Annotated in this window: 24 protein-coding genes and 1 pseudogene; 14 read left to right on the top strand and 11 right to left on the bottom strand. The window is 28.9% G+C overall.

The genetic code is table 11. The annotated features are described in order from the left end of the window. Window positions 1-303: 303 nt before the first annotated feature. Window positions 304-975: a cyclic nucleotide-binding domain-containing protein gene (locus K337_RS0113855; RefSeq protein ID WP_028857130.1), complete on the bottom strand. Its 672-nt coding sequence runs from the start codon at window positions 973-975 to the stop codon at window positions 304-306. A 181-nt stretch (window positions 976-1,156) separates the two neighbouring features. Here K337_RS0113855 and K337_RS18595 point away from each other — a divergent pair, with 181 nt between their 5' ends. Beyond that, window positions 1,157-1,717, top strand: a complete 561-nt coding sequence (locus K337_RS18595; RefSeq protein WP_483826400.1) for a DUF6198 family protein — start codon at window positions 1,157-1,159, stop codon at window positions 1,715-1,717. A 52-nt stretch (window positions 1,718-1,769) separates the two neighbouring features. Then, the gene (locus K337_RS0113845; RefSeq protein ID WP_211226112.1) at window positions 1,770-2,501 is read left to right on the top strand and encodes a YjjG family noncanonical pyrimidine nucleotidase; all 732 of its coding nucleotides are present in this window, start codon (window positions 1,770-1,772) and stop codon (window positions 2,499-2,501) included. Between the two features lie 693 nt (window positions 2,502-3,194). Here the strand turns inward: K337_RS0113845 and K337_RS19945 are convergent. The 3 genes from K337_RS19945 to K337_RS19350 all read right to left on the bottom strand — a co-directional run bounded on the left by K337_RS19945 (window position 3,195) and on the right by K337_RS19350 (window position 6,294). Then, window positions 3,195-3,371, bottom strand: a complete 177-nt coding sequence (locus K337_RS19945; RefSeq protein WP_156877384.1) for a hypothetical protein — start codon at window positions 3,369-3,371, stop codon at window positions 3,195-3,197. A gap of 165 nt (window positions 3,372-3,536) precedes the next feature. Continuing rightward, window positions 3,537-4,916, bottom strand: coding sequence for a sensor domain-containing diguanylate cyclase (locus tag K337_RS0113835; protein ID WP_028857128.1), 1,380 nt, complete (start codon window positions 4,914-4,916; stop codon window positions 3,537-3,539). Window positions 4,917-4,950: 34 nt separating this feature from the next. Beyond that, entirely contained in the window at window positions 4,951-6,294 is a 1,344-nt protein-coding gene (locus K337_RS19350; RefSeq protein ID WP_051251797.1) for an HD-GYP domain-containing protein, read from the bottom strand. Window positions 6,295-6,834: 540 nt separating this feature from the next. On the opposite strand from K337_RS19350, the gene K337_RS0113825 reads away from it, so the two are divergent. From K337_RS0113825 to K337_RS0113815, 3 genes are all read left to right on the top strand, one after another. Continuing rightward, on the top strand, window positions 6,835-7,716 hold the full coding sequence (locus K337_RS0113825; RefSeq protein WP_028857127.1) for a LysR family transcriptional regulator: 882 nt from the start codon (window positions 6,835-6,837) through the stop codon (window positions 7,714-7,716). 718 nt (window positions 7,717-8,434) lie between these two features. After that, a complete protein-coding gene (locus K337_RS0113820; RefSeq protein WP_028857126.1) occupies window positions 8,435-8,659 on the top strand; it encodes a hypothetical protein in 225 nt (74 codons plus the stop codon). A 118-nt stretch (window positions 8,660-8,777) separates the two neighbouring features. Then, window positions 8,778-10,184: an alpha/beta hydrolase gene (locus tag K337_RS0113815; RefSeq protein ID WP_028857125.1), complete on the top strand. Its 1,407-nt coding sequence runs from the start codon at window positions 8,778-8,780 to the stop codon at window positions 10,182-10,184. Window positions 10,185-10,242: 58 nt separating this feature from the next. Here K337_RS0113815 and K337_RS0113810 read toward each other — a convergent pair whose 3' ends face one another. Further along, on the bottom strand, window positions 10,243-10,800 hold the full coding sequence (locus K337_RS0113810; RefSeq protein WP_028857124.1) for a VC2662 family protein: 558 nt from the start codon (window positions 10,798-10,800) through the stop codon (window positions 10,243-10,245). A 170-nt stretch (window positions 10,801-10,970) separates the two neighbouring features. Between K337_RS0113810 and K337_RS18585 the strand changes: the two genes are divergently transcribed. The 4 genes from K337_RS18585 (at window position 10,971) to K337_RS18580 (ending at window position 13,910) form a co-directional block, all read left to right on the top strand. Further along, window positions 10,971-11,621 carry a hypothetical protein gene (locus K337_RS18585; RefSeq protein ID WP_051251796.1) on the top strand — a complete coding sequence of 217 codons (651 nt, stop codon included), beginning with the start codon at window positions 10,971-10,973 and terminating at the stop codon, window positions 11,619-11,621. 89 nt (window positions 11,622-11,710) lie between these two features. Then, window positions 11,711-12,205, top strand: a complete 495-nt coding sequence (locus K337_RS0113800; RefSeq protein WP_028857123.1) for a hypothetical protein — start codon at window positions 11,711-11,713, stop codon at window positions 12,203-12,205. Window positions 12,206-12,310: 105 nt separating this feature from the next. Further along, window positions 12,311-13,327: a PDDEXK nuclease domain-containing protein gene (locus K337_RS0113795; RefSeq protein WP_028857122.1), complete on the top strand. Its 1,017-nt coding sequence runs from the start codon at window positions 12,311-12,313 to the stop codon at window positions 13,325-13,327. Between the two features lie 142 nt (window positions 13,328-13,469). Further along, a complete protein-coding gene (locus K337_RS18580; protein ID WP_051251795.1) occupies window positions 13,470-13,910 on the top strand; it encodes a GNAT family N-acetyltransferase in 441 nt (146 codons plus the stop codon). 515 nt (window positions 13,911-14,425) lie between these two features. Here K337_RS18580 and K337_RS0113785 read toward each other — a convergent pair. Further along, window positions 14,426-15,688: a diguanylate cyclase domain-containing protein gene (locus tag K337_RS0113785; RefSeq protein WP_028857121.1), complete on the bottom strand. Its 1,263-nt coding sequence runs from the start codon at window positions 15,686-15,688 to the stop codon at window positions 14,426-14,428. 547 nt (window positions 15,689-16,235) lie between these two features. Here K337_RS0113785 and bla point away from each other — a divergent pair. After that, entirely contained in the window at window positions 16,236-17,111 is an 876-nt protein-coding gene (gene bla, locus K337_RS0113775; protein WP_084140902.1) for a class A beta-lactamase, read from the top strand. A 225-nt stretch (window positions 17,112-17,336) separates the two neighbouring features. On the opposite strand, the gene K337_RS19940 is transcribed toward bla, so the two are convergent. Continuing rightward, complete coding sequence (locus K337_RS19940; protein ID WP_156877383.1) at window positions 17,337-17,498, bottom strand: hypothetical protein; 162 nt, start codon at window positions 17,496-17,498, stop codon at window positions 17,337-17,339. A gap of 12 nt (window positions 17,499-17,510) precedes the next feature. Continuing rightward, window positions 17,511-18,254 carry a replication initiation protein gene (locus K337_RS0113765; protein ID WP_028857119.1) on the bottom strand — a complete coding sequence of 248 codons (744 nt, stop codon included), beginning with the start codon at window positions 18,252-18,254 and terminating at the stop codon, window positions 17,511-17,513. Between the two features lie 322 nt (window positions 18,255-18,576). On the opposite strand from K337_RS0113765, the gene K337_RS19345 reads away from it, so the two are divergent. Then, on the top strand, window positions 18,577-19,824 hold the full coding sequence (locus K337_RS19345) for a type II secretion system protein (RefSeq protein ID WP_028857118.1): 1,248 nt from the start codon (window positions 18,577-18,579) through the stop codon (window positions 19,822-19,824). Between the two features lie 168 nt (window positions 19,825-19,992). Here the strand turns inward: K337_RS19345 and K337_RS0113755 are convergent, their stop codons facing one another. Together K337_RS0113755 and K337_RS0113750 are read right to left on the bottom strand one after the other, a co-directional pair. After that, the gene (locus K337_RS0113755; RefSeq protein WP_037029942.1) at window positions 19,993-21,069 is read right to left on the bottom strand and encodes a PQQ-dependent sugar dehydrogenase; all 1,077 of its coding nucleotides are present in this window, start codon (window positions 21,067-21,069) and stop codon (window positions 19,993-19,995) included. A 106-nt stretch (window positions 21,070-21,175) separates the two neighbouring features. Beyond that, a complete protein-coding gene (locus K337_RS0113750; protein WP_028857116.1) occupies window positions 21,176-21,385 on the bottom strand; it encodes a hypothetical protein in 210 nt (69 codons plus the stop codon). Between the two features lie 84 nt (window positions 21,386-21,469). On the opposite strand from K337_RS0113750, the pseudogene K337_RS20200 reads away from it, so the two are divergent. Next, window positions 21,470-22,359: pseudogene (locus K337_RS20200) on the top strand (PDDEXK nuclease domain-containing protein). A gap of 526 nt (window positions 22,360-22,885) precedes the next feature. On the opposite strand, the gene hydE reads toward K337_RS20200, so the two are convergent. Continuing rightward, window positions 22,886-23,974, bottom strand: a complete 1,089-nt coding sequence (gene hydE, locus K337_RS0113740; RefSeq protein ID WP_028857115.1) for a [FeFe] hydrogenase H-cluster radical SAM maturase HydE — start codon at window positions 23,972-23,974, stop codon at window positions 22,886-22,888. A gap of 191 nt (window positions 23,975-24,165) precedes the next feature. Between hydE and K337_RS0113735 the strand changes: the two genes are divergently transcribed. Both K337_RS0113735 and dtd read left to right on the top strand, forming a co-directional pair. Next, window positions 24,166-24,972 carry a Cof-type HAD-IIB family hydrolase gene (locus K337_RS0113735; RefSeq protein WP_028857114.1) on the top strand — a complete coding sequence of 269 codons (807 nt, stop codon included), beginning with the start codon at window positions 24,166-24,168 and terminating at the stop codon, window positions 24,970-24,972. 46 nt (window positions 24,973-25,018) lie between these two features. After that, window positions 25,019-25,474 carry a D-aminoacyl-tRNA deacylase gene (gene dtd, locus K337_RS0113730; RefSeq protein ID WP_028857113.1) on the top strand — a complete coding sequence of 152 codons (456 nt, stop codon included), beginning with the start codon at window positions 25,019-25,021 and terminating at the stop codon, window positions 25,472-25,474. Window positions 25,475-25,675 lie beyond the last annotated feature (201 nt).

Raw genomic sequence — 25,675 nt, 5'->3', positions numbered from 1 at the left:
TTCTCAAAAAATTAAACCGTTGACATTATTAGTGTTTATCCAGTTTGGTGTTTTGAGAGTATCTGCGGACAGTCTGAGAACTAATAAAATAGTATAGACTACAAACAAAAAATGAAAAAACACTAAATAAATGTACAATAAATTACATGTTAAAATAACTAAAAAAAGTCTACCTTAATTGGTAGACTTTTTAGTTATTCTTTTTCAAGGATTTAGATTTAATAATCTAATTAATAGAAATAAATTCTTAGATTTCTATGTAATGTTTTGAGCTATAAAAGAGTCTTCTTTGAGAAGCCAATATTATATAATTTGAATATCAAGTGACAGAAGCTTTAAAGATTCTGTATCTATTTGGTAATACTTTCCATTTTTTATTAGAATCCCCTTATCAGTAAACTCCTTGAAAGTATGCAATAGATGTCTATAGCTAACACCTAAATATTCAGCAGTTTCAGTATGTTTTTCCCTATAAATATTATTATTTTGTGAAAACAAGATATATGCAGCAAGGCGATTTCTTAATTCGTAATTTTGATTTTTAGAATTAAAATTAGTCCGAGCTAACATCTTTCTTCCAATAAATTGATTTAAAGAAAAAAGAAATCTACTATTATTACTTAGGTTTACTTTTGCCCATTTCATGTCAATGGAAATAAAAATAGAATCTGAAATTGCAGTAACTTCTTTATGATTATTTTCTATATCAAGAAAGGTTAATTCACCAAGATACTCCTCAGCTTTTAAAAAATGAACTATGGACTGTTTACCATCTTCATGTATAAGAGTTATCTTAGCTCTTCCTTCTATCATAAATCTAAATTTATCTATTGAATTATTGGAAGAGATAATTGTTTCTCCAGTTTGAAAGCTTTCAATTTCTATATTAGATAATGGACTGTAAAAGATATTACCGTATTTTTCAACCTTTGGAGCCAGGTCAGAAGGTAGCTTTGTAATAGTGTATTTTTTCATAAAATCCTCCTATAATGTGAGATATCTCATATTATTATAAACGAAATTCTATTAAAATAATAGTGTAATAATTTAACGTTATAGTTTAAGGAGGTACAAAATTATGTTTAAAAAGGTTTTTAAATCTTCTATTTTTTATATAGTTTCAGCTTTCGGGATCAGCTGAGGTATCGTATCAAATGTGGGGATTAGTAGTTATAACTCTATGAATCAAGCTGTAGCTCTTGCTAATAATATTAAGATAGGTACAGTTACAATTGTTTTTAATACTATATTTTTACTTGCATATATTATACTTACAAAGGGAAAATATAAAGTGAAGTACTTAATACAGGGAGTATCTACATTTATGTTTGGATTCTTTATCAATTATTTTACATATAATGTTTTAAGTGGGGTATTATATCTAAATTACTTCCAAAGAATACTATTACTAAGTTTAGGCACTATAATAAGTGGAGCTTCTATAGGGATGATAGCGTATTATAATGTAATAACTTTCCCTTTAGAAGGAATTTGTATAGAGGTTAATAGGGTTACTAAAGTTCCATTTATTAAGTTAAGATACTTAATTGATATAATATCCATTGCTATTTCTCTAGGGATTTCATTCTCAACTAATATCCCTATATTGGTAAGAGAGGGAACTATAATAAGTATGATTTTATTGTCTCTAAGTATAGGACTAACTAAAAATCATATGGAGGAAAAGAGAAAAAAGATGTCCTCAAACTTGGCGTAATACTATTCTGTGGTGAGTTTTCAAATTGAAGTTTAGAAATAAGGAGGGAAGCATGAAGTTTAGAAATGAGGAGGGAAGCATGAAGTATAAAGTAATATTATTTGATGCAGATGAAACACTATTTGATTTCAAGAGAGCAGAGGATTATGCTCTGGAGGAGTCTCTTAAGAAGATAGGGATAGGTTATAATAAAGAGCATCATCTATCTTTATATGAAGAGGTAAATGGTAGAATTTGGCATGAACTAGACGAGGGGAAGATAGAAATAGGAGTGCTTAAGGTAGAGAGATTTAGAAGGTATTTTGAAAGATTAGGTATAGTCTATGATGCTGCTGAGTTTGCTGACCTGTATATGACGGAGTTAGGAAATGGATCATTTGTATTAAATGGAGCTATAGAGATGCTAGAGAAGCTAAAGGATAAGATAAGGCTGGCTATCATAACTAATGGACTAACTAAAGTACAAGACAATAGAATAAAAAAATCAATTATTAGTCACTATTTTGAGGAGATAGTAGTGTCTGAGACTATAGGAATATCTAAGCCAAATTCATCAATATTTGAATACACAATGAAGAAGATGAATCATTTAGATAGGGATGATGTAATCATGGTAGGGGACAACCTATCGTCAGATATCCTTGGCGGAATCAACTATGGTATCGACACTTGTTGGTACAACCCAAAGAATAAAGAATCCAGAGATGATATCAAACCAACATATGAAGTATCTAACTTTAAAGAGATGCTAGAGATGTTAATAAGCGGAAACACTGGAAGTTAATGAGAAGATAAATAGATAATGAGCAATTTTCTAAAGTCACTCCTAAGTAATAAAATATGTATTTTCTTACTTGAAAGTTGTAATAATACCTAGAGTTATACTCTAGGTATTATTTGCTAGATTAATGGTATCAACAAGAGCAAATCATCATTTGTTTTATTATATACTAGGGATCTCTCACTTTATAAGCATCTTTTAATATTACTTTTTAATCCTTTTGTAACTTTCAAAAACCATATCAATAAAATCAGTTTAAAAAAGACGCTATAAATTTAGCGTCTTTTTATTTAGTACTATTTATCATCTTGTCTTCGATTTTCTTGATTTTTTGTCCACGATTATTTAATATAATTATGTCAATTTTAACCGACAAATAAATCATTAAAAACTACAGAAAGTAATTAAATCACTTTACACTTACTGAGATTATTGTGATTAAAAAGAATTAAGCTATTTAAACTACCTCAGACAGTCTGAATCCCAATAAAAATAAGAGGGTTACAAACGAAAATTGAGATAGTATCAAATAAATGTACAAGATATTATTTGTGGATTTACTAACTTTTTATATTTAATATACTAAAAACGGTAAATAAAAAAGCGGTAAAAACTTCTACCACTTTTAATATTCAAAATTTTAAAACCTTCTATATTGATTTGTAAAAACCAAACCCTTTATCACCATTAAACCATTTAACCGTCTCTTCTAACATATATATATTCTCCGTTAACTTTTAATACAAATGAGTTTTTCCTACATAATTTTTGTTGCTTACAATATGTTTCAAAACTTCCATATAATTTTTTATAATGTGGCTTTAATATATAATATTTAAAATACCTTGTTAAATACCATCTTGTTTTTTTCATTTTCCTCCTCTTCCTATTTAATTCTAATAATAACCCAAGTTATCTCATCCTCTTCTTCTTTATTAAATATCGTAGAATCGAGTTTTCTAAATGTAGTATTATCTTTTTTTAGAATACTCATATAATTCTTGTCAGGCAATTGTAATTTCAACTTTTAAAAAGTTATTAAACTGTAGAGGGAGTAGAAGATTCACTATAAAATGTATAATTATTTTTAGATTTTTTTTTAACTCGATACATAGCTTTATCACTTTTTCTCATCAGTTCACTGATATTAGTACCATCATAAGGGAATAATGATATCCCTATACTTACACTTATATCACATATATTGCCATCTATATTCATGGGGTTATTAACTGCACTCAGTATTCTGTCTGCAGCTTTAGATACAAAACCCCTCTCTATGTTTCTCAGTATCGCAATAAACTCATCTCCACCTAATCTAGCCACTATATCTTCTTTCTTTATAGAACCTTTTATTCTTTTAGCAGCCAGCTTGAGTACTTTATCTCCTGTATCATGACCATAAGTATCATTGATTTTTTTAAAGCCGTCTAAATCCATAAAAAGTACAGCAAAAGTATTATTTTCTTTCTTTGATTTAGCAATATACTTCTTCAGTATGTTCATAAAAAAACTTCTGTTTGGCAGATCTGTTAATAGATCTATATTTGCTAAAATATTTAATTCTTTATTTGTAACTTTTAAATTTTTAACGTATTCCTCCATCTTTCCTAAAACATCAAAATATTCAAACTTTTTATTGGTTAATAGACTATATAAGATACCGCTTCCCATACTTATATAGCTGAGTAAAAATAGGTTATGAGCCAGCCACCAGACTGATCCCCATGGTTTAGAAATCATAAATGTTACCACTGTTTCCATTATCAATAAAACACCGATTAATAGAGATAAAACCGATAAATTAGGTTTTATCTTATATGAATAAAAATACTTTAAAGCAGTTATTCCCAAAAGAATTAATGTAACTACTTTAAATAAAATTGAATAAACGGTATCTTTCCCATCACTGGTTTTAGCATTCGGAAGAATTTCCGGGTTTAATGATACAATTACTGAAAATAATATCAATATTAATCCGCTTACAAGCAATACTTTGGAACTATAATTTTTTTTATCGTCCTTTCCCTTAAGTATTTCAGGAGAAAAAAGCATTAGAGCTATCCATAATCTGCTTGAGTCTCCAAAAAAAATAAATGCTTTGATATGAGTCTGGATATCTGAAAATGTAAAGAGTGATTTTCCAGGTGTTATGAAGGCATGAAAAGTATAAAGCACTCCTACTCCATGAAATCCTAAGGAAATTAAAAAGATTCTTTTAGATCTTGTTTTTTTATACTCTTTGAATGCAACCCAGCTAACTGCTACGGCTATTGAAGAGCTTAAAATAACATAGTAGTAATGAAAACCTGGATCTTTCCATATACTTTCCTTGTAATTCAAAAAATAATAGACCAAAAATATGGGTATAATAATGATGGATAGGGATATAAAATGGATAACCTTTTTATTTTTCATTAAATTTTCTCCTTTTTATTTTTAAAATTAGATTCTAACTGGTAAAATAGTTTTTATTTTTCATAAAAACACTTACAACCTTAGGTGATAACTGGGTACCTCTATTTCTAATAAGTTCGTCTATGGCTTCATCATTAGATAATTTTTTTTTATATGGTCTTTCTGATGTCATGGCGTGCCACGTATCGGCTACAGATATGATTTGGGATATCAATGGGATTTCATCTCCTTTTAACCCCTCAGGATATCCCTTACCATCCCAACGTTCGTGGTGATATAATATATATTGAGAGACCTCTTTTAAACTGCTGCTATTTCTAACTATTTCAGCTCCTACTTTCGAGTGATTTTTTACTATTTCATATTCTGCATCGGTTAATTCCCCTTCTTTATTCAGTGTCTCGCTGGGTATGATGATTTTTCCAATATCATGCAGGAGAGCAGCCCAGTACAGTTCATCCAATTGTTTTTCATCCAAATTCAATGAATTTCCTAGTTTAACGCTGTATGATCCCACCGATTCTGAATGTCCTCTTGTATACTGGTCGTGGAATTCCAAGGCTGTTATAAAAGACTGGACAACATCATTTTGCATTTCAAACCTGTAATCACTAGCCTTTTTTAGATTGTAAAACTTATTGGAAATGTTTTGAATCATCTGAATCTTATAGATGGTTTCTTTTGTAAAATACTCATTAGAACCCTTACTTATATCCAGGTTAAAGCCCCCGATAATATTTTTATCTGCATATATTCCTATATACATAGATTCTTTTACATCTTTCAATGAGGAATTTTTATTCTTTAGTTTCTTTTTTATTTCCTTTTCACAATTTCTATTAACGATTACACGTTTTGAGGAGAAAGAATAAAGATTTTTCTCTGTAAACATTTCATTTAATTCATCCAGATTAAACCCCATAGAGTCTATAAACTTTAGATTGCCCTCTCTGACAACAAAAGCACTCCCAAGATCACTTTCTGAGACTAACTTGGAAGCAATTCTAAATATTTTTTTTATAAATGTTTTTTCGCTACACTTATCCGGGTCAAGCATCTTCAAAGAAATATCAAATAGTTTATCTATAGCATTATTCATATCGTTTACCTCTATTTGACTATACTTTAACTCTGAGATACGATTTTGAAGCTGGCTGTCCAGGGCTTGAATTTTGAAGTAACTGTTTTGAATCAACTTAAACAATAAAATTGAGGTTAAAAGGATGAAAAATGATCCTTTATAAGTTTGAAGGGTTTTATATAAATCTGTACCTTGTTTCATCTGATGTAGAATTTCATAAGAAAACAATATCCATAAAACACAAAAGAAAATATAACATCCAACGATTTTTAACGACTCCTTTGATTTAATTTTCATAAACACCTCCTTCGTGATTATTTTCACTATCAATCTGGCTTATTTTTAATGCCCTGGTAATTTATCCAGATTTAGATCTATAAGTACTTATTTATAATCTGTCCACTCAGCCATTTGATGGTCTTATCACAGAAAAACCGGCATAGCTATAGGTAAGTAAAACTAAATTTAAAACGATTATCCCAATTACTCTTTTCACACTATCCTCCATTCAAACAAAAAATAAAAATACACACAACTTTATAAGTTATGTATTTAAGTTAAAATCAATAAAACGCCCAAACTCTAGGCAACTGGCTGATATTTATAGACCTACAGTTTTTATTCCAATATTTCCAAAGGTTTTTTATCACATGATTCTTATATATAAGTACATTCATAAATAAAATAACATATTTCCTTGAAATGAAAATCATGTACTTATAAATAAAATAACAAATCTATGTTATAATAACATGTATCAAAAATCAAGTAAAATCAAAGTATTGGAACTTAAAGTTCGGAAAATGCGAACCTATCAAATAAAAGGAGATTAAGTAAATGGAAATTCGTAAATTTAAAACATTTAAAAAAGTAGTTGAACTTAAAAGTTTTTCTAGAGCAGCGGAGAGTTTATATTATGGGAAATCAACTGTTAGTGAGCACATACAATCCCTTGAAAGAGAGGTAGGATCACCTCTCTTTGATCGTCTTGGAAAAACAATAAATGTAACAGATACAGGAAATGAATTATACATGTATGTAGTTAAGTTGCTAAATATTTATGATATGATTAAGAATATTTCAGTAGATAAAATGGACGAAAAAGGAGAGTTAAATATCGGTGTTTCGGAGTCGCTGGTCGTATACCGTTTAAATTCAGGATTGTCTCAATTTAATCGTGCCTATCCAAATGTTAATTTAAAACTTATAAGTGATAACTGTTCTAAGCTTAGAGAAAAATTATATACTGGTGAGCTTGATCTCACTATTACATTAGGACCTCAAAGAGATTTTGAAGATTTAATAACTCATAAAATTAGTGAAGAAAGACTTGTATTTATTAGTGGTAAAGAGTTTGATGTTAAAAATATTAACAGAGAAAATAAAGGTGCGATAGAGAAAAAATGTTTTATTTTTACAGAAAAAGAATGTGCTTTAAGACACTTTTTTCAAAACTACCTCTACAATATAGATGTTTCACCATTAAGAACATTGGAGTTTTCAAGTATTGAAGCCATAAAGCAATGTGTGGTAAATAATCTTGGAATAAGCTTACTACCTCAATATTGTGTTGAAGATTTAATAGAAGCTAAAAAGATTAGAGTTATTGAGGGGGATGGGGATAAAATTAAATTTTCAATTCAACTATCATATCATAAAAATAAATGGTTATCACCATTGTTGAATGAATTTATGAAGCATATTATTAAAATGGACTAAATTTAGTTGTCTTTTTGTTGTTGTACAATTATATGAATAGAAAGAAAGGCATCCTAGTAGCACAAGCTGATGGGAGAAATATTTGTAAAGTCATTTTAATCCCAGTAGGTCACATAGTAGAAAACTACTAAGTATATGTAGTTCAAGATCAATTTAATAAATCCAGAGTTAAATAATAAAAGATCCTAAAAAATTAGGATCTTTTTTAAATACTTTTAAAAACGTAGGCACTAATGTGTGCGATTACAATATTAGCTGTATAATATTTAATGTTACTTTTTATTTTTTTTTAACTGTTTAAGTATTCTATAGCAAGAAAAATATTAGAAGAAATGAGAAAAAAGGATAATTAAATAAATATTTTTCTGTCATTTAACATTAATTTTTCATTATAATTGATTCATCTAATTGTTTTTCATTCTTATATGGTTCTAAAAGCTTTAAAATCATTCTTTTCACTAAAATAAAATAAAAAAGAATTAATTTTATTTAATTTTATTTTAAGCTAAGCTATGTTACAATAACACCTGTTATGATAACGGTTGTTATCATTGCTATATATATTTTTTTTAAAATAACAATTCTACAGAACTATAGACTTATAAAGCTTATAGAATCTATATTTATATTAAGTATAACTACCAGTTATCTTTAATTTAACATTTTAGTTAATTTTAATACGTAACTTAATAAAGTTGTGCATTAAAATGGAGGACATATGAAAAAAACAATTTGGGTAATTATTTTAATTTTATTTACATATGGCTATATTAACTTTTTTATTATAAAGCCATTCTTTAGCAATACTGTAGATAGAACTAAAATTCAAGAACAACTTATAATGAATACAGGTCATAAAAATTTGCAAATAAAAATATATCAAAATGACACAAATGATACTAATCATTTTTCAAAATTTAATATACAATTAATATCTAGATAATAAATGTATATTAAATTTTGTGAATATATATAAGTGAACAAAGATTTATCTTCACTTTTTAGATATATGTATAATTATACGGGTATCGAATGAACGTGAAAAAGCTAGGAGGCTATATATGAAAAAATTTAAATTGATAGTTAAAATGTTAATTGTATTAATGCTTTTCTTAATAACAGTTCAAATCTTAAGAGCATATTTAGACAGACAAAGTAATTTAAAACTTATGCCATGGCATAAAATCAGTAAGGTAAAAGAGTTAGATTATGACAAATATAGTGATATCGAAAGTTATTTAGCAGATGAAAAAAAATTTTTAGAAGAAATATATAAGGAAGTTGAAATAAAAAAGAAGGGGTCTTATAATAGATACATTAGAGGCTCACAAAGTTCCCCTTATGGCCATTTGGAAAAAGATGTTAACCTATCTTTTGAGATGATGCCTAAAAATCCAAAGGGAGGAATTTTAATGCTTCATGGATTAACAGGTTCACCTTATTCTATGAGAGAAATGGCAAAAACTTTCTATGATAAGGGATATTATGTGTTGGCTTTAAGATATCCCTATCATGGAACTTATCCTGGCGAACTTCTAAACTTAAACTGGAAAGATTTTTCAAAAACTGCAAAGTTTGGAGCAAAAATAGTTAAAAATAAAATTCAGGGAATAAAGAATTATAAATTCTATATGTTGGGATTCTCCACAGGAGCAACCGCTACTTTGCAATATATTACCCACGACATAAGTAAGGACAAAAAACTCCCAAGACCAGATGGAGTATTTTGGCTTTCCCCTGCAATGGGGATTGACCCTTTGGCTAAATATGTATTTTTAGATATCTTAGTAAGTAAGATTCCTGGGTTAAATAAATTTGCATGGATAGATATCTATCCAGAATATGATATGGCTAAGTATAATTCTTTTGATAAAAATTCTGTAGCTCAGGTATATACTCTTATAAAAGAGTCGCGAAAAAACCTTTCAAAACTTAGTAAAAACGAAAAAGCTGATTTACCTCCAATTTATTCTTATACGTCTATTCAAGATGCTACAGTAGACTCTCAAGAACTATTTAAGGTATTGGAGGAAATTAGGAATAAAAAAAATGAACTTACAATTTTTGATGTTAACAGAAAATACAGTGATTTATATGAATCTAAAATCAAAGAGATTAACTTTGAAAAAGAAATAGAAGAATCTAAAATTATTGGCGATATTATAGTGGTGAGTAATATGGTGAATAAAACAGAAAAGGTTGAACTGATAAAGTATAGTAATGGACAAAAAATTGACATGAATAATGAGTTAGACTTTAAATGGTCTAAAAATACTTTTTCATTAGCACATATTTCTTTACCTATCTCTCCTGAAAACCCTCTCTATGGAAAAGATACATTCTTAGGAGGAGGAAATATTAAAGGAGAAAATGGAACAGCAGTTATTCCTGCTAATGTCTCGGGAAGGCTTAGATACAATGATTTTTTTAATTATGTTGAAAAAAATATAACAGATAAAATCTATTAAACAGTTATTAAAAAATAGGTATCTCTAATTAATTAGAGATACCTTTATTTTTTTAATTCTAGAATAATCTTCCATCGATATTAATGAATGGAAATATTGGTAAAAATCCAGTTTTTGCCATATTGATTAAACCTAATTGTACACCAGTAAGATCATTAGTCATATTAAATAATCCCATTTGGAAAGCTGCACCTTGAGAAATGTTTACTAATCCAAGATCTACAGTAGATCTTCCAGTAGAGTAGTTAACAGTTCCTAATTGTACACCTTTTACATTATTACTCATATTAACTAACCCTAAAAGAGCACCAGTCGATGATCCATTATGTAAATTAGCAATACCTAATCCAACACCAGTAAATGAATTATTTACTTTGTTAGCGCCTAAAAGTCCAAATTGTAACCCTTTGAAGTTTTCAGTCTCACCTAAAGCAATTAGATTAAAGTCTAATCCTGTTACATTAGTTGTTTTACCATAAAGCAAATTTAATCTTAATCCACTGACATTTTCAGATTTTGGCATTTGACTCCCCATTGCGTTAAATTGAAATCCAGTCGCAAATGACATACTAGATAACAAAAATAACATTCCTAATAAAATTTTAACTCTTTTCATTTCTAAACCTCCTAATATTTTATTTGTTTCTATAATTACTATACTATTAATAGCAGATTATTTCTAGGACTAAAATTAATTTTTTTTAATAAAGTATCTATTAAAAATCTGCTAACTAATGTAAAATTAAAATAAATTAATAATAAAGTTTTATTTAAAGGAGGTTCGAGATGCTGCCAGAGAGTTATTTTAAGAGTTATTTTAATTATGAAGAATTAAAAAACAAGAGGTGTATTAGTAATGACAGAGATAAAAAAAATGTTTATGTAGAAAATATATATGGATTAACCTGCTATATCAAAAAATATAGATCCTATGGTCGGAGAAAAATTCCCATTGCTTTTGGTTTAAAAAAAGATCCTGTAGTTCATTATAAATATATCTCAAACAAATTAAATAAAATACACATACCACATGCAAAAGCTTTGGCTACTTCGATAAATAAAACTTCTTTTTTTGAGAGAGAATCATTATATGTAACTGAAAAAGCAGGGATTCATATGCACGAATGTGGTTATACTAAGGAACTTCTTCAGACTTTTTTTGACTACTTTTTAATAATATTAAAAAACAAAATATACCCAACTGATTATAATACTGACGGAGCCTTACTGAATAGTGAAGGAGAATTAGTTCTTATAGATTTAGATGCTTATAAAAGAAAATTATACAGAACAAAGAAATTTAAAAAATATGTTTTTATAAAATTTAAGAATAATTTTTATAAAGATTTCAAAGAGGAGTTAAGAGAAGAATTTTTAGGCTATAAGAAAATGATTGATTATAATTTAGAAAGTGTAAAAAAAGAACTTAATATATAGATTGTATTAATCTTAACCTCAATACCAAATATATTAAGTAAAGATTATAATTAAGAGCAATAAAGTAATTAAAAAAAGGGAGTTAAGGAATGAAAAAAATATTAATGGGGTTATTATTAATTTCTACTCTGACGATGGGAGTAGAACTCAAAGTCTTAGAGGATAGTGTTTCAAGTATTTATGACTATGTAGAGAATGATGAATTACTAATGAGTATTATAAAACTTCACACTGATGATAGAGATAAGGAAACAAGGTTAGAAGATGATAAAAAGTATTTTGAAAATAATTTCAAGAATATCCCTAAGGAATCTAAAATTAAGTTAATATTAGATAGAAGTGGAGATGATATACATCTTACTACCATAGTACTAGCGGGTCATAAGGACTTTAAAGAAGGTTATACGATACAGGGCGTGACAATGTATGATGAACATAGGAATATAATAATACCAGATATCAGCAAAGTATCAGATACTCAAATAAGAGAGTTTAGTAAGATGATTAATGATGATATTAAGACTATAAATCATATTAGTAAGAGGCTAGAGAGGGCAAAGGCGCAGGCTATAACCCTTTTATAACTTCCATTTGAGACAGTAAGAAAATAGAGCTTAAAAAGACAATATAAATTTATGCTAAAAGTTAATATATAAAATTAATTAAGAAATGACAGATTGGAGGAATAAATGGAAATCAAAAAAAAAAATGAAAGAGTAAACGTAAATAATAATATTTATCAAAATATCTCTGAGTTACTCCAACAAGCTAGAAAAAATGTAAATAAAGTAATAAACAGTGCTATGGTTAACACCTATTTTGAAATAGGTAGGATGATAGTAGTGGAGGAGCAAGAAGGAAAAAAGAGAGCTGAATACGGAAAGAAATTACTAGAAACTCTTTCTAAAAAGTTAACTTTAGAATTTGGAAAAGGATTTTCAGAGAGAAATTTAAAACAAATGAGAATGTTTTATCAAAAATATTCAATTGGGCAGACACTGTCTGCCCAATTCAAATTGAGTTGGTCCCACTATATATTCTTATGCAAGATAGACAGTTTAGAGGAACGTAATTTCTATGAGATAGAATCGACTAATAATAATTGGAGTTTGAGAGAACTTAAAAGACAGTTTGATACAGGATTGTATGAAAGGTTAGTACTTAGTCGTGATAAAGAAGAAATAAAACTATTGTCAAAACAAGGGCAATTAATTGAAAAACCTAAAAATTTAGTGAAAGATCCATATGTTTTAGAATTTTTAGGTTTGGAAGGTTTGACAAAATATAGTGAAAATGATCTTGAAACGGCTATTATAAACCATATAGAAAAATTTATCATGGAATTAGGAAAAGGGTTTCTATTCCAAGGTAGACAAGTAAAATTTACTTTTGATGAAGAACATTTTTTTGTAGATTTAGTATTTTATAATAGAATATTAAAATGTTTTGTAGTTATAGATTTAAAAATAGGAAAATTGAAACACCAGGATATAGGACAGATGCAAATGTATGTAAATTATTATGATAGATATGTAAAATTAGAGGATGAAAATAAAACTATTGGAATAATTATATGTAAGAATAAAAATGATACTTTGGTGGAGATAACTCTCCCTGAAAATAACACACAAATTTTTGCTAGTAGATATAATACAGTCCTCCCTTCTAAAGAAGAGTTAAAAAAGATAGTAGAAGATGAAAGTTAAGTATAGATCCTAAAAAATTAGGATCTTTTATTATTTTTTAAATTGAAACAATCATTAAATCTAGAAACAAATTCTTAATTGTTCTTGATATTTTTTTTAATAAAGGTATAAAATATTAAATGTATTTATGGGAGTTGATATTATGAATATTAGGCTAGCTATACCAACTGAAGCAAAATTCTTAACAAATTTAGCTGTTTCTTCTGAAGGTTACTGGGGATTTGGGCAAGAATTTCTTGATATATTTAAAGAACAGTATTCAGTGACAGAAAAATATATAGAAAATAATCATGTCCTAATTTTAGAAGATTCTTTAAATATTTTAGGCTTTTTTTCTCTCGAAACTCTTAGTAAAACTCTTAATCATTTTTATATATCTTCTAACTTGATAGGTAGCGGATATGGGCAAATAATGTGGTATTTTTTAATTTCTTATTGTAAAAAAGAATCTATTGCTTCTTTTTCTCTAGTTGCTACTCCAGAAGTTGTAAATTTCTACTCTAAGCTCGGAGCTAAAGTTGTTAGAGTTGGAGAATCTAGTATAAATAATCGTGAAGTTTATTTTTTAGAATATCATGTTTAAAAGCAGGGTTAAAAGAGCCATTTATAGAAGAGATAAATGATTTTGTAGGAGTTAGATTATTTAGAAACGAAAGTACTGGAAAACTCAAAAGTACTGGGAAAATACTAAATAATCAAGAAAAAATCATTTTGAATTTTATAAAAGAAAATCAACTCATTATACCTTAAAAAATTAGAAAAGTTAATGCATTATCCTAAAATAAAAAGTACATGAGAAACTTTTATCTTTATTGATCTACAATTGTGCAATAACTTGTTGCCTAATTAGAAAAAAGAAGTATTTAAATGTTTAAACTTAAAGGTTCATAACGATACTTGCTATGGTATCTATTTTATTCTAAAAATAAAAGCCTACAGATTGTGGACTTTTTTAAAGAAGAACTATGAAAATTCAAATAATAAAAGATCCTAAAAAATTAGGATCTTTTTTATTTTCTATTCTAATTTATTCAATAATTACTCTAGCTAATAAAATAATTTGAAGAATATGAAAAAAATTTATAAATAAAGAAAAATTTAAATTATCTCTGAAGAATAAAATTTATATCCCCTTTTCCCAGATTTTTTTACGTTATACATTGCTTTATCTGAGTTTTTTAAAATAGTTTTAGCATCTAACCCATTATCAGGATAAATAGAAATACCTATGCTGACAGAAGAAGACACTTCGTTATTGTTAAGGATAAAAGGTTTTTCTAATTCTTTAAGTATTCTATTACAAATTATAGAAATCTTTTGATAGGTAGTAATGTCCTCTACAATTATTGCGAATTCGTCTCCACCTAAACGAAATATTTTACTATCTTTACGTAGACTTTTTTTTAGACGTTTTGCGACGTTAATGAGAAGTTGATCTCCTATAAGATGCCCAAAGGAATCGTTAACATTTTTAAAAGAATCTAAATCCATGAAAAAAAGAGCAAATTTTAAATTATTTTTTTCTGAATTCAAAATTGCTTGATTTAATTTTTCAGAAAACATTTTACGATTAGGTAAACTTGTTAATGAATCAAAGTAAGCAAAGTATTTAATTTTTTTTTCAGCCTGTTTACGTTCGGTTATATCGTAAATAATAGAAAAAAGCATTTTATTCCCTTCTATCATCATTGATCCTGAATGCACCTCAACATCCTTAATAGTTCCATCAGATAATTTGTGCTTAAAGAAGAATTGGGCTTTATTTTTTGAATTTGCTAATTGCATCTTAGCTTTAACTTGTTCTTTAGTTAGCGTATTTATATCTCTTATATTCATATTCCTTAGTTCTTTCTGACTCCATCCATAAAAATTACTAGCGGCAAGGTTAGCTCGAATGATATCCCCAGTTTTAGGATTTATAATTAACATTATAGCGTGATGATTTTTAAATATATTTTGATATTCTATTTCACCTTTTTTTAACTGTCCTTCCAACTTTTTTAATTTTTTGTTTTTTTCAAAAAAACTAAAAGCCATTTTAATTGTAGAATCAAAAACAAAATTATTAGAATTACTATAGAGATATCCATAACAAGCAGTATTATTATATTTTTCATCCAAAGATCTTTCGTGTTTTGACGTAAGGTATATAATAGGAATATTTTTAATTGCTAAAATTTCTTCTAGAAAAATTATAACATTATCAAATGAATCGACATCAATTATAAGCAAATTAATTGTTGGATTATTTCTAAGTAATTCAATCATTTTCTCAAAAGAAGTGACGTGAAGAGTATCATACCCTAAATTTTTTATTTTTATTTTTGCAATGCAGTTTTCTTTAGTCCATAATAATATCATTTAATCTCCTCCTCTTTCTATGCCCTTTTTAATTGTTAATAATAGATAAAAAATTATATATCTACATTTATGTAGGTGATTTTTTCCTATAATAAAATATACCATAATTTTATTATGATTTGAAAGCTTACAACCTCTAATAGACACTATTTAAGAAGAGTTATATTAACATTTAATGTTCTCTTAGTAGTTTTTTTCACTTCTCTTTGGATTTTCTTTGAATTTTGTCCGTGATTATTTGACCTCCAATGATCAGATAGACAGTGAACTGGATAAATATAAGGTGTCGCTGTGTTTGGAGGATTTAAACTCAAAGGAAAAGGATTAGAATTTAAGATAGCGCCATGGAATCATAAGACTAAATTATTTCAGTTTAAGGTTTTTAGAAGGGCAAATTCTATAAGCGAGTTGTTTTGGTGGACATTGAAAATTAAATAGTATGTTTAGAATTTAGTTTTTTTAGTTTGATTATAAAAAATTTGAACTCCTCTTAAAACATTGTTATTATAATATAACAATGAAAAATATATATGAAGGAGAGAAGAGTATGATAAAGAAAATAGTAAAATTTATTCCTGTAGTTTGTATGTTACTAGTAAATTCAATTACGTTTGCAAATAAACTTCCTAATGTAGTTATCAAAGAGATAACTGCGGTAGAAAAAAGGCTAGGTGCAAATGTTGGTGTGGCTGTATATGATACTAAAGATCATAGAATATCAGAGTATAATGGTGACAAAAGGTTTCCATTGATGAGTACATTTAAAACTTTAGCAGCGGCAAATATTTTATATAAAACAGATCAAAGATTGTTATCATTAGAAAAAAAGATAAGTATACATGAGGATGAAATTCTTAGCTATGCTCCAGTTACAAAAGAGTTTGTAGGTGAGACAATGAAATTAAATGAAGTTTGTTCAGCAGCTATGTCAATGAGTGACAATACCGCTGCAAATATAATGTTAGAAAATTTAGGGGGTCCTCAAGAATTAACTAAATTTTTAAGAGAAATAGGTGATACTACAACTAGAATAGATAGAATAGAACCGGAACTTAATGAAGCTTTAAAAGGGGATGAACGTGATACTACAACCCCAAAGGCTATTGTAAAAACCCTAAATAAATTATTATATGGAAAAGTATTATCTAACACTTCAAAAGAGCAACTAAAAAAATGGATGATGGATAATAAGGTCGCAGATAACCTCTTTAGAGCGGTTCTTCCTAAAAAATATCTTATTGCAGACAGATCAGGTGCCGGAGGGTATGGCTCTCGAGGTATAACAGCAGTAGTTTGGTCTGAAGATAGAACTCCTATAATTATCAGTGTCTATTTAACTCAAACGGATGCAACATTTGTTGAGAGAAATGAAGCTATTGTTCAAATAGGTGACGTAATATTTAATGAATATTTGAAGAATTAAATATCCGAATATTGTAAAAATAATGTTAAAAAGCACACTAAAAAAAAATAGTGTGCTTTTTATTTACTAGAACAAATAAGAATTTGTTTTTATGTTTAAAGAATGACTTTAATAACTAATATCTTTATTTCCCCATTATGATCCCTAGTTAACAAAAGTACATTTTATTAACTAGGAATGCCAGGATTTTAATTTATAGATTTTTTCTTTAAATCTATAAATTAACTATCTATTCTTGAGATTTATACTCAACGCTTTAGCTAACACTATTATTATCATCTTCTCTTCATCTTTTTTAATTTCATCAACCGCCTTCTTTACTAAAGCTCTCTGCTCTTTTCTAGTAATTTTGTCTTTGCACATTTTCTCGAATTTATCCCACTTCATCTTACAACCTCCTTAAACAGTTTTAAACAATATTCTTATTTTATCTATACTTCTACCTTTTTTTATCTTTTCTATCTTGGTGATCTTTATATTTGCTTTTAATAGTTCTGTTTTAACTTTATTTAAAACATGCTTGTCTATATCACTAGATTTATAACTATTTGGTACTTCCATTATGTTTTTAAATTCTCCCCAAGATTTTTCATATCTACCTATTTTATCCCATTGCTTTAAAAGAGTGTAAAGCCTTATATTATATTTTCCTGTAAGCCCTAAAATATGTGCTTTATTTAATAAAACTAATTCTTTAGATTTCATTTTTACTTCTCTATCGTAATCATCTAAACCCTCAATAGTCATTCTCTCTCTCTTTTTTGCTTTAGTCATTAATTTCATATCTCTTTCATAAGATAAATGTTTTCTAAATGGCTTTGGTATATGTATATCTATATTTCCACTAGCTAGTATTTCAATAACAAATATAGCCCCATTAATGATATTTTTGCCTTTTAAATTATAAGTTTCAGATCTCGTCAATACTTCTATTAATTTATGTATATCTTTACTATTATACTCCCCTGTTAATCCGCATAAATCCCATAATTCTGATTTTGTTAGTTGTAAAGGCTCGTACTCGTATTGTTGATTAAATTTTTCTATTAAACAATAAAATATTTTCAAAGTCACTCCTTGGTCTTTTACTGTTGTTATCAATGAATCGTTCACCGCCTTACTATCTCTTATTGTTTTACTCATCATTATCCCATTTTAACCTTTATTACAAAAGGATTATAGCACTACGTAAGGTTGTTAGTCAATATATAACCTCATATACTAGAATTTACCAAACTGTAGGGGTGGGCTAGGATTGAAAAGATATTAATTTCAGATATTTTAATTGTTTGGGGAAAGATGAAGAAAACAATATGAAAGTTTCAAAATAACACTTTTGTAACTTTCACTTAAAAATTAATAGAGTCAAACTTAGAAAAACACTATAAATTTAGCGTTCTTTTATTTGAACTTTATATTTGATTATTGTTTATGGTATACTCAATATATATATTGAGGTGATTTTATGAAACATAATTTAAAAAAAGGATTTACAATACTTGAAGTATTAATTGTAGTAGCTATAACCGGTGTTCTCGCTGGAACTGTTGCACCAAAATTAATAAAAGAAATGAGAAAGGGTACAGTAGCTAAAGTACAACATAATTTAGGAGTAATCAGATCTCGGTTATCTTTAGACGAATCTCTCTTAGATGAGTTCCCAAATTTATATGATAAATTAAATCCAGGTTTATTGAAAGCTTACAGTATTGAACCTACCCCTTCATTTACAGATAAAGAAGGGGTTAGTCATAAAGCTAATTCTGAAGTTACTTATTCAAGAAGTAATGTGGGTGGTTGGGTATATAATAAGGATGAAGGAGAAATCTACGCTAATTTACCAGATGGAGCATATACAAAAGATGAAGAATATGAAATATGGGGTGGAGAAACACCGGCTATATCTAAATTAACTTATAATAGTAGTGATAGTCTATCTTATGGAAAATTACAATTTAAAAATGAAGATGGAAAATGGGAAGATATTGTAGATGGAGAGGTCTATTCATCAGATACAGAAATAAGATATATTCCAGATTCAGATAATGTTTCAGGGAATGCAAATCAAATAAATATAGGAACTGCAGATGGAGATGAAGCTAAGTTAAGTGATTGGGGAAGCGTCACCGGAAATGAAGCAGTATTAATATTAGAGGATGGAACAATTGTTACTACTACAGTTGCTAATGGAAATTTAAAAGAATTTAATGGAGCAGGGGCTCAAGGAAATGGAATAGGGTCTACTAATCTTAGCTCAGGACTAAATAAAAATAACTCATTACAAATAGCTGTAGACGGAGAAGATATCAATAAGGTTATTTTTACTCTAGATGGATTAGGTTCATGGTTTGATGAAAATAGTCGAAACGCTACTCAAGTAAACATTACTGCCTATGATAAAAATGGAGAAGCAATCGCTACACAGAGCAGTTATAGAGATTCAGGGTCGTATTCAGATGAATATTCTTTTGAAATAACAGAACCTGTTTCCTATTTTGAACTGACATCGGGAGCAGTAAAAAATGGAGCAACTGGAAACGGTACATACGTAGTACAAAATGTACGCCTAATAAAGAGTGCTCAAGACAGTGTTAATTTAACAATTACTCATCCAGATGGGACAACAGAGGAAATATCTAAAGATATACTTTTAGACAATACAAATTCAGGTGATCCTATTACTATAAATAAAAAAGAAGAAGAAAACGAATAGAATCAAACTTATAATCACACTATAAATTTAGTGTTATTCACTATACAATAAAAAATATTAATTAAAAAGAGGGTGATCCAAAAGGGTCACCCTCTTTTTGATTTTTGATATTTCATCTTAGTATGAAAAAAATCAAAAATAGAGAAAATAATGTTGTAGAAAGAGTCCCTAGAAGAAGAGACGGATAATCCTGCCAGAGTCTGTACCCACAAAAATCGATCCGTCTGGAGCCTCTTTTATAGCCCGTACCCGTTCCTTTCCGAAAGTATCTATCCGCTCCTCCTTCCAGCTACCATCTTCTTCATAAAGTCTGTTTAGATGTGTCAGTTTAAGGGCTCCTGAGAAAAAGCTTCCCTTCCAATCTTTAAACATCTTTCCGCTATAGATAAAAAGACCTGAAGGGGCAATGGACGGGGTGAAGTGATAGAGAGGCTGTTCCATTCCCTCCTTTTCAGTTCCCACGCCGATACTAGGTCCCCAGTACTCACGTCCGTGGGTAATCACAGGCCAGCCGTAGTTTTTCCCAGGTTCTACTAAGTTGATCTCATCTCCGCCACGGGGTCCATGTTCATTTATCCAGAGCTCATCCTTACTCCTGTCATAGAAGATTCCCTGGGAGTTTCTATGTCCGTAACTATATATTTCAGGGAGGGTACCCTTTCTTTTGGTAAAAGGATTATCCTTCACTGCTTCTCCCTCTTTGGTTATCCTGAGGACCTTACCTTGGTGGGAATCTAGCTCTTGTGCATACTCCCTCTCTCCCCTGTCACCTACTGTGATAAAGAGGTTTCCCCTGCTGCTCTCCTCTATCCTGCTCCCAAAGTGCCGGCCCTCATTGTTTTTTTTCGTTGTGGCTATAAATATAGTCTTTCCCTCCACCAGCTTCATATCTTCCCATCGGGCACTGTAGACAGCAGTGGTAAGACCTGCTTCTGAATCCCTAGCTGAATATGTTAAAAACACCTGAAGCTTCTTATCTATATGGATATCCAGTAAGCCCCCCTGCCCCACAGTTTCAACCTCTGGTATCCCAGTTATTTCAGTGATCTCCTTCGTTTCCAGATCAAGGTGTTTTAATCTTCCCTCCCTCTCTGTAAATAAAATATTACCCCCGGGCAGAAAATCAAAAGCCCATATGATACCCTGTCCTCTTGCTACTTCCTCAATTTTAGGAGAGTATGATGACGAAAAAGTGTTCATACTTAAAGATATTAACAAAGTAAGAATCAAAATAGTTTTATTCATAGAAAACCTCCTTAGATTTTGATTTTTAATCAATTTTATATTGAATATGTGGATATAAAAAATGATCTAGCAGTTATTTTGTATCAGGGCTGATTGCCCTAGTTTTTTAGTTTATGTCATCAATTTTTAGTGTATCATTATACGATGGACTCTGATGCTCCGTAATTGAATGCATTAAATAAACCAAACCATTATTAGAAATTTCTCTAAATTTACTTAGTGAGATAATCTCAAGATCTTTAACTTGATCAATATAATATAAAAATAAATCCTTAACTTGTTCAGCTTCTGTATCTTTTAATTTTCTAACTATCATTTCACACCACATTTATTATTTAGTTTTACCAATTCAAGTTTGCCATTAATATTTTAAAAAATCAAATTTAAAAAATTAAACTAAATCGAACAATGGGGAAGTGGATTTATAAAAGAAATTAGCAAAGATCTACAAAAAGAATTCCCTAATATCAAAGGGTTTTCTATAAGGAATTTAGAACATATGAGAAAGTGGTATAAATATTGGATATTCAAAAATGAAATTACGAAACAAGTTGTTTCGCAATTTAAAATAGAAAGAATATTTCAAATTCCTTGGGGTCATAACATACTGATTATTCAAAAAATTAAAGATATAGAAGAAGCTATTTTTTACATAAACGGAATAATAGAAAATAATTGGTCTAGAAATGTTTTGATGAATCAAATTGAATACAATCTATATGCCAGACAAGGTGTTGCGATAACTAATTTTAAAGAAAAACTTCCTGATATCCATTCTGATTTGGCTATACAAACATTAAAAGATCCCTATTGTTTTGATTTTTTGACTCTTACAAAGGGTTACAACGAGAGAGAGTTAGAGGATTCTTTAGTTGAAAATATAACCAAATTTTTATTAGAACTAGGATCTGGCTTTTCTTATGTAGGGAGACAATATAAATTAACAGTAAATGGTGATGATTTTATATGGACTTACTCTTTTACCATATAAAATTACGTTCCTATTTAGTTATAGAGTTAAAGACAGGTAAGTTTATGCCTGAATATGCAGGTAAATTAAATTTTTATGTGTCAGTAGTCGATGATTTACTCGCTGAAGAATTAGATAATCCAACTATAGGTTTATTAATTTGTCAGTCTAAAAATAATACAGTTGTAGAGTATTCTTTAAAAGACATAAATAAACCTATGGGGATTAGTGAATATCAATTAACACAAAACTTACCTAAAGAATTGAAGTCCTCGTTACCTAGTATAGAGGAAATAGAAAATGAATTGGATGAAAAATAAAAGTATAATAATAGAGGTTTAAAATGGTCTAAACTACAGCACTCACTAGAGTGCTTGAAGCCCCAGAAACTAATAAAAGATCCTAAAAAAATTAGGATCTTTTTTAATTACTTTAGAGGTAGAAATTGAGTCAAATTATATACTAAAAATATTGATCCCGTGGGGACAGTTTGGGGACAAAAAATAATTTTCTCAAAAAAACGCGTAAAATATTGATATTAAACCCTAATAAAAATGGGGGTTTAATGAATAGAAATAGGTTTAAATAATGCCTATTAGGTGCGTCATTTCAAATAAATTTATTGCTGCTTTTAATAGCAGCTTTTTTATTTACCCATAATATTCTTTACTGTCTAATAAAAAGAAAGTCTTTTAAAAAACAGAATTATCAATAAAAAAGCAATATAACGTTTCATCCAAACAAGTACTATTCAGATTTTTATAATTTCTTAGACAATAAAAAAAGAAAGCTAGATATACTCTAAACTTTCCTCTTTTTAATTTCTCTTATATCTTTTAAACTAAGTTATTTAAGCAGTTTCTTTTTAAAATGTGGAGAGTCTCCCCAGTTGTTATAAATAATCTCATCTCCTACACTTTCAACCCTCTTTCCTAGACAACTTTTACACTGATCAGCATTATCATCTATACATGGTTTATTGTTATAAAGTTGATATTTAGCCTTATGCTCTTTTAAAGTTGTAATAGGCATTAAAATATTAGCTCCCGCTTTTAATCCTTTCTCTCTGCCAAGAGGATCTAATCCCTGAAGAGCAGTAGTTGCTGCGATATTAACATCTTTTAAGTAGATTCTCGTCAAGGCTATCATCTTTAACCCTAATTCCACTCTTTTTTTCTTATCTAAGATATTATTTTTTTCCTTTTTCCCCATGGGAGTATCATCATGAAGGATATAAGGCCCCATACCTATCATATCTATATCCATCTTCTCATAAAATAATATATCATCCACTAAATCTTCTGTAGTCTGACCTGGTAAACCAATCATTACTCCCGTACCTACTTGATATCCAGCTTTTCTAAGGTCTCTTAGACATTCTATTCTAGTCTCATGATTGTGAAGAGGATCTTTTGGGTGAAGAGATTCATAGATCTCTTTATTAGAGCTCTCAATTCTAAGTAAATATCTATGAGCTCCTGCATCGTACCATCTTTTATAAGTTTCATATGTCTGTTCCCCGAGGGATAGAGTAATCCCCAATTTATTGTTAGAAATCTCTTTTATTCCAATTACAACGTCCTCAATAAAGTTAACAAATTCTTCATCACACCTCTCTCCAGCTTGAATAGCTATAGATGCATAGTTATTTTCATATATCCACTTAGCCCCTTCTAAGATCTGTTCTTTGGTCATTCTAAATTTTTCAACATTATCGTTGTCTCGTCTAATTCCACAATAAAGGCAGTTTTTAATGCACTCATTACTGATTTCTATGAGTCCACGATAATAAACTTTATTCCCAATATTTTCTAACTTAACTTCATAAGCTTTTTTGAATATTTTTTCTATATCCTCTGCTGAACTTGTATTCATTAAGTCGATCAAATCACTTCGATCTAATTTTTCTTTATTTAATATTCTTTCTATATTCAAAATAAATCCCCCTATAAATCTTTATTCAATAGATAAATAATACCATTATTTAGTGATTTTTTCCACAAAAAAACTCCTAAAATTAATTAAGAGTTTCTTGGATTTCTTTTTTTATTTTTAACAAGGTTAAAGGCTAGATTTTTTTAGACCAATCTATGCTATAATAATAAGAAAAAAAGGAGATTATACTTATGAAATATAAAGCAGTTATTTCTGATTTGGATGGTACACTTTTAAATTCAGAACATAAAATTTCAGACTATACTAAAACAGTTATTAAATCTATCATCGATAGTGGGGTTAAATTTTTCATCGCAACTGGAAGACACCATACCGATGTATTAGCTATAAAAAAAATATTGGATTTAGACAGCATTATGATTACCTCTAACGGGGCTAGAGTCCATGATGAAGAAAATAAAGAGATCTTAGCTAGAGATCTTCCCCTATCTATATCAAGAGGGATAATCGATCTTAAACTAGATGAGGAAATTTACGTTAATCTATATGCTGGAGATCATTGGTATACAGAAAAAGAAGCTCAGTGGACGGAAGAATTTCATACTGAATCTGGGTTTACCTATACTTTAGCTAATTTTGAAGATCTAAAAAATACCAAAATTACTAAGTTTTTCTACCTTCACGAAGATCCAAAGGTAATGTCGCAATTAGAAGAAAAAATCAAGGGACTTTATCCTGATCAGCTTAATGTAACTATGTCACTCCCTATCTGTTTGGAAGTAATGGCCAAAGATGTATCTAAGGGAACTGCCATAGTAGAAGTTTTAAAATTAGAAGATATCAAAATTGAAGAAACAATAGCCTTTGGTGACGGATTAAACGATTTAGAGATGTTAGGACTGGTAGGAAAAGGATTCATAATGGAAAACGGAAGCCAGACACTAAAAGAAACGTTACCGCATCTAGAAGTTATTGGAAACAATACAGACGATGGAGTAGCTAAGAAATTAGAGGAAATATTTCAAATACAAAAATAATAGCTTTAATCATAAATTTTTGAAAGATTACTAGGAGGAACAGGATATGAGAGTCGTTTTACAAAGAGTTTCAAGGGCAAGTGTAGAAGTAGAAGGAAGTGTAATTGGAAAAATAGACAATGGATTATTACTGTTATTAGGTATCCACGTAGATGATAATATGAAGGAATTAGAGTGGATGGTTAATAAAGTCATAGGACTTAGAATATTTGAAGATGAGGATGGAAAGATGAATAATTCCTTGACCGATGTAGACGGAAGCCTTCTAATAGTTTCACAATTTACCCTTTATGGTGACTGTGAAAAGGGAAGAAGACCAGGGTTTACAGATGCTGCCAGACCAGAAAAAGCTATTCCTATGTATGAAGAATTTATAGATAGATGTAAAAAATTAGGAGTTCATGTAGAAAGTGGTGAATTTGGTGCCGACATGAAGGTGGATCTTTTAAATGATGGTCCTGTTACCTTGGTAATTGATTCTCCTGCAAGACTTAGAGGATAGAATATTTCAAAAAAAGTTATCTTAGGATAGCTTTTTTTTATACAAAATTATACTTATTTGGCTGTAACACCACGTTGATTTTTTACAATAATTTTACACTGTAATTTTATTTTTACACGATCTTTACTCCATATAAATATTATTTTTACACAGATATCGTAAACTTCTAAATATAAGAAATAAATAAATTTGGGAGGTTAT

Source organism: Psychrilyobacter atlanticus DSM 19335, assembly GCF_000426625.1.
Lineage (GTDB): Bacteria > Fusobacteriota > Fusobacteriia > Fusobacteriales > Fusobacteriaceae > Psychrilyobacter > Psychrilyobacter atlanticus.
The sequence above is the reverse complement of the archived record's forward strand: the minus strand, read 5'-3'. Positions and strand labels throughout refer to the sequence as shown.

What these genes read in the sequence shown, in the direction of transcription:
- K337_RS0113855 (WP_028857130.1), bottom strand. Translation starts at nt 975, where the DNA reads ATGAAAAAATACACTATTACAAAGCTACCTTCTGACCTGGCTCCAAAG.
- K337_RS0113845 (WP_211226112.1), top strand. Translation starts at nt 1,770, where the DNA reads ATGAAGTTTAGAAATGAGGAGGGAAGCATGAAGTATAAAGTAATATTA.
- K337_RS19945 (WP_156877384.1), bottom strand. Translation starts at nt 3,371, where the DNA reads ATGAAAAAAACAAGATGGTATTTAACAAGGTATTTTAAATATTATATA.
- K337_RS0113835 (WP_028857128.1), bottom strand. Translation starts at nt 4,916, where the DNA reads ATGAAAAATAAAAAGGTTATCCATTTTATATCCCTATCCATCATTATT.
- K337_RS19350 (WP_051251797.1), bottom strand. Translation starts at nt 6,294, where the DNA reads ATGAAAATTAAATCAAAGGAGTCGTTAAAAATCGTTGGATGTTATATT.
- K337_RS0113825 (WP_028857127.1), top strand. Translation starts at nt 6,835, where the DNA reads ATGGAAATTCGTAAATTTAAAACATTTAAAAAAGTAGTTGAACTTAAA.
- K337_RS0113820 (WP_028857126.1), top strand. Translation starts at nt 8,435, where the DNA reads ATGAAAAAAACAATTTGGGTAATTATTTTAATTTTATTTACATATGGC.
- K337_RS0113815 (WP_028857125.1), top strand. Translation starts at nt 8,778, where the DNA reads ATGAAAAAATTTAAATTGATAGTTAAAATGTTAATTGTATTAATGCTT.
- K337_RS0113810 (WP_028857124.1), bottom strand. Translation starts at nt 10,800, where the DNA reads ATGAAAAGAGTTAAAATTTTATTAGGAATGTTATTTTTGTTATCTAGT.
- K337_RS18585 (WP_051251796.1), top strand. Translation starts at nt 10,971, where the DNA reads ATGCTGCCAGAGAGTTATTTTAAGAGTTATTTTAATTATGAAGAATTA.
- K337_RS0113800 (WP_028857123.1), top strand. Translation starts at nt 11,711, where the DNA reads ATGAAAAAAATATTAATGGGGTTATTATTAATTTCTACTCTGACGATG.
- K337_RS0113795 (WP_028857122.1), top strand. Translation starts at nt 12,311, where the DNA reads ATGGAAATCAAAAAAAAAAATGAAAGAGTAAACGTAAATAATAATATT.
- K337_RS18580 (WP_051251795.1), top strand. Translation starts at nt 13,470, where the DNA reads ATGAATATTAGGCTAGCTATACCAACTGAAGCAAAATTCTTAACAAAT.
- K337_RS0113785 (WP_028857121.1), bottom strand. Translation starts at nt 15,688, where the DNA reads ATGATATTATTATGGACTAAAGAAAACTGCATTGCAAAAATAAAAATA.
- bla (WP_084140902.1), top strand. Translation starts at nt 16,236, where the DNA reads ATGATAAAGAAAATAGTAAAATTTATTCCTGTAGTTTGTATGTTACTA.
- K337_RS19940 (WP_156877383.1), bottom strand. Translation starts at nt 17,498, where the DNA reads ATGAAGTGGGATAAATTCGAGAAAATGTGCAAAGACAAAATTACTAGA.
- K337_RS0113765 (WP_028857119.1), bottom strand. Translation starts at nt 18,254, where the DNA reads ATGAGTAAAACAATAAGAGATAGTAAGGCGGTGAACGATTCATTGATA.
- K337_RS19345 (WP_028857118.1), top strand. Translation starts at nt 18,577, where the DNA reads ATGAAACATAATTTAAAAAAAGGATTTACAATACTTGAAGTATTAATT.
- K337_RS0113755 (WP_037029942.1), bottom strand. Translation starts at nt 21,069, where the DNA reads ATGAATAAAACTATTTTGATTCTTACTTTGTTAATATCTTTAAGTATG.
- K337_RS0113750 (WP_028857116.1), bottom strand. Translation starts at nt 21,385, where the DNA reads ATGATAGTTAGAAAATTAAAAGATACAGAAGCTGAACAAGTTAAGGAT.
- K337_RS0113735 (WP_028857114.1), top strand. Translation starts at nt 24,166, where the DNA reads ATGAAATATAAAGCAGTTATTTCTGATTTGGATGGTACACTTTTAAAT.
- dtd (WP_028857113.1), top strand. Translation starts at nt 25,019, where the DNA reads ATGAGAGTCGTTTTACAAAGAGTTTCAAGGGCAAGTGTAGAAGTAGAA.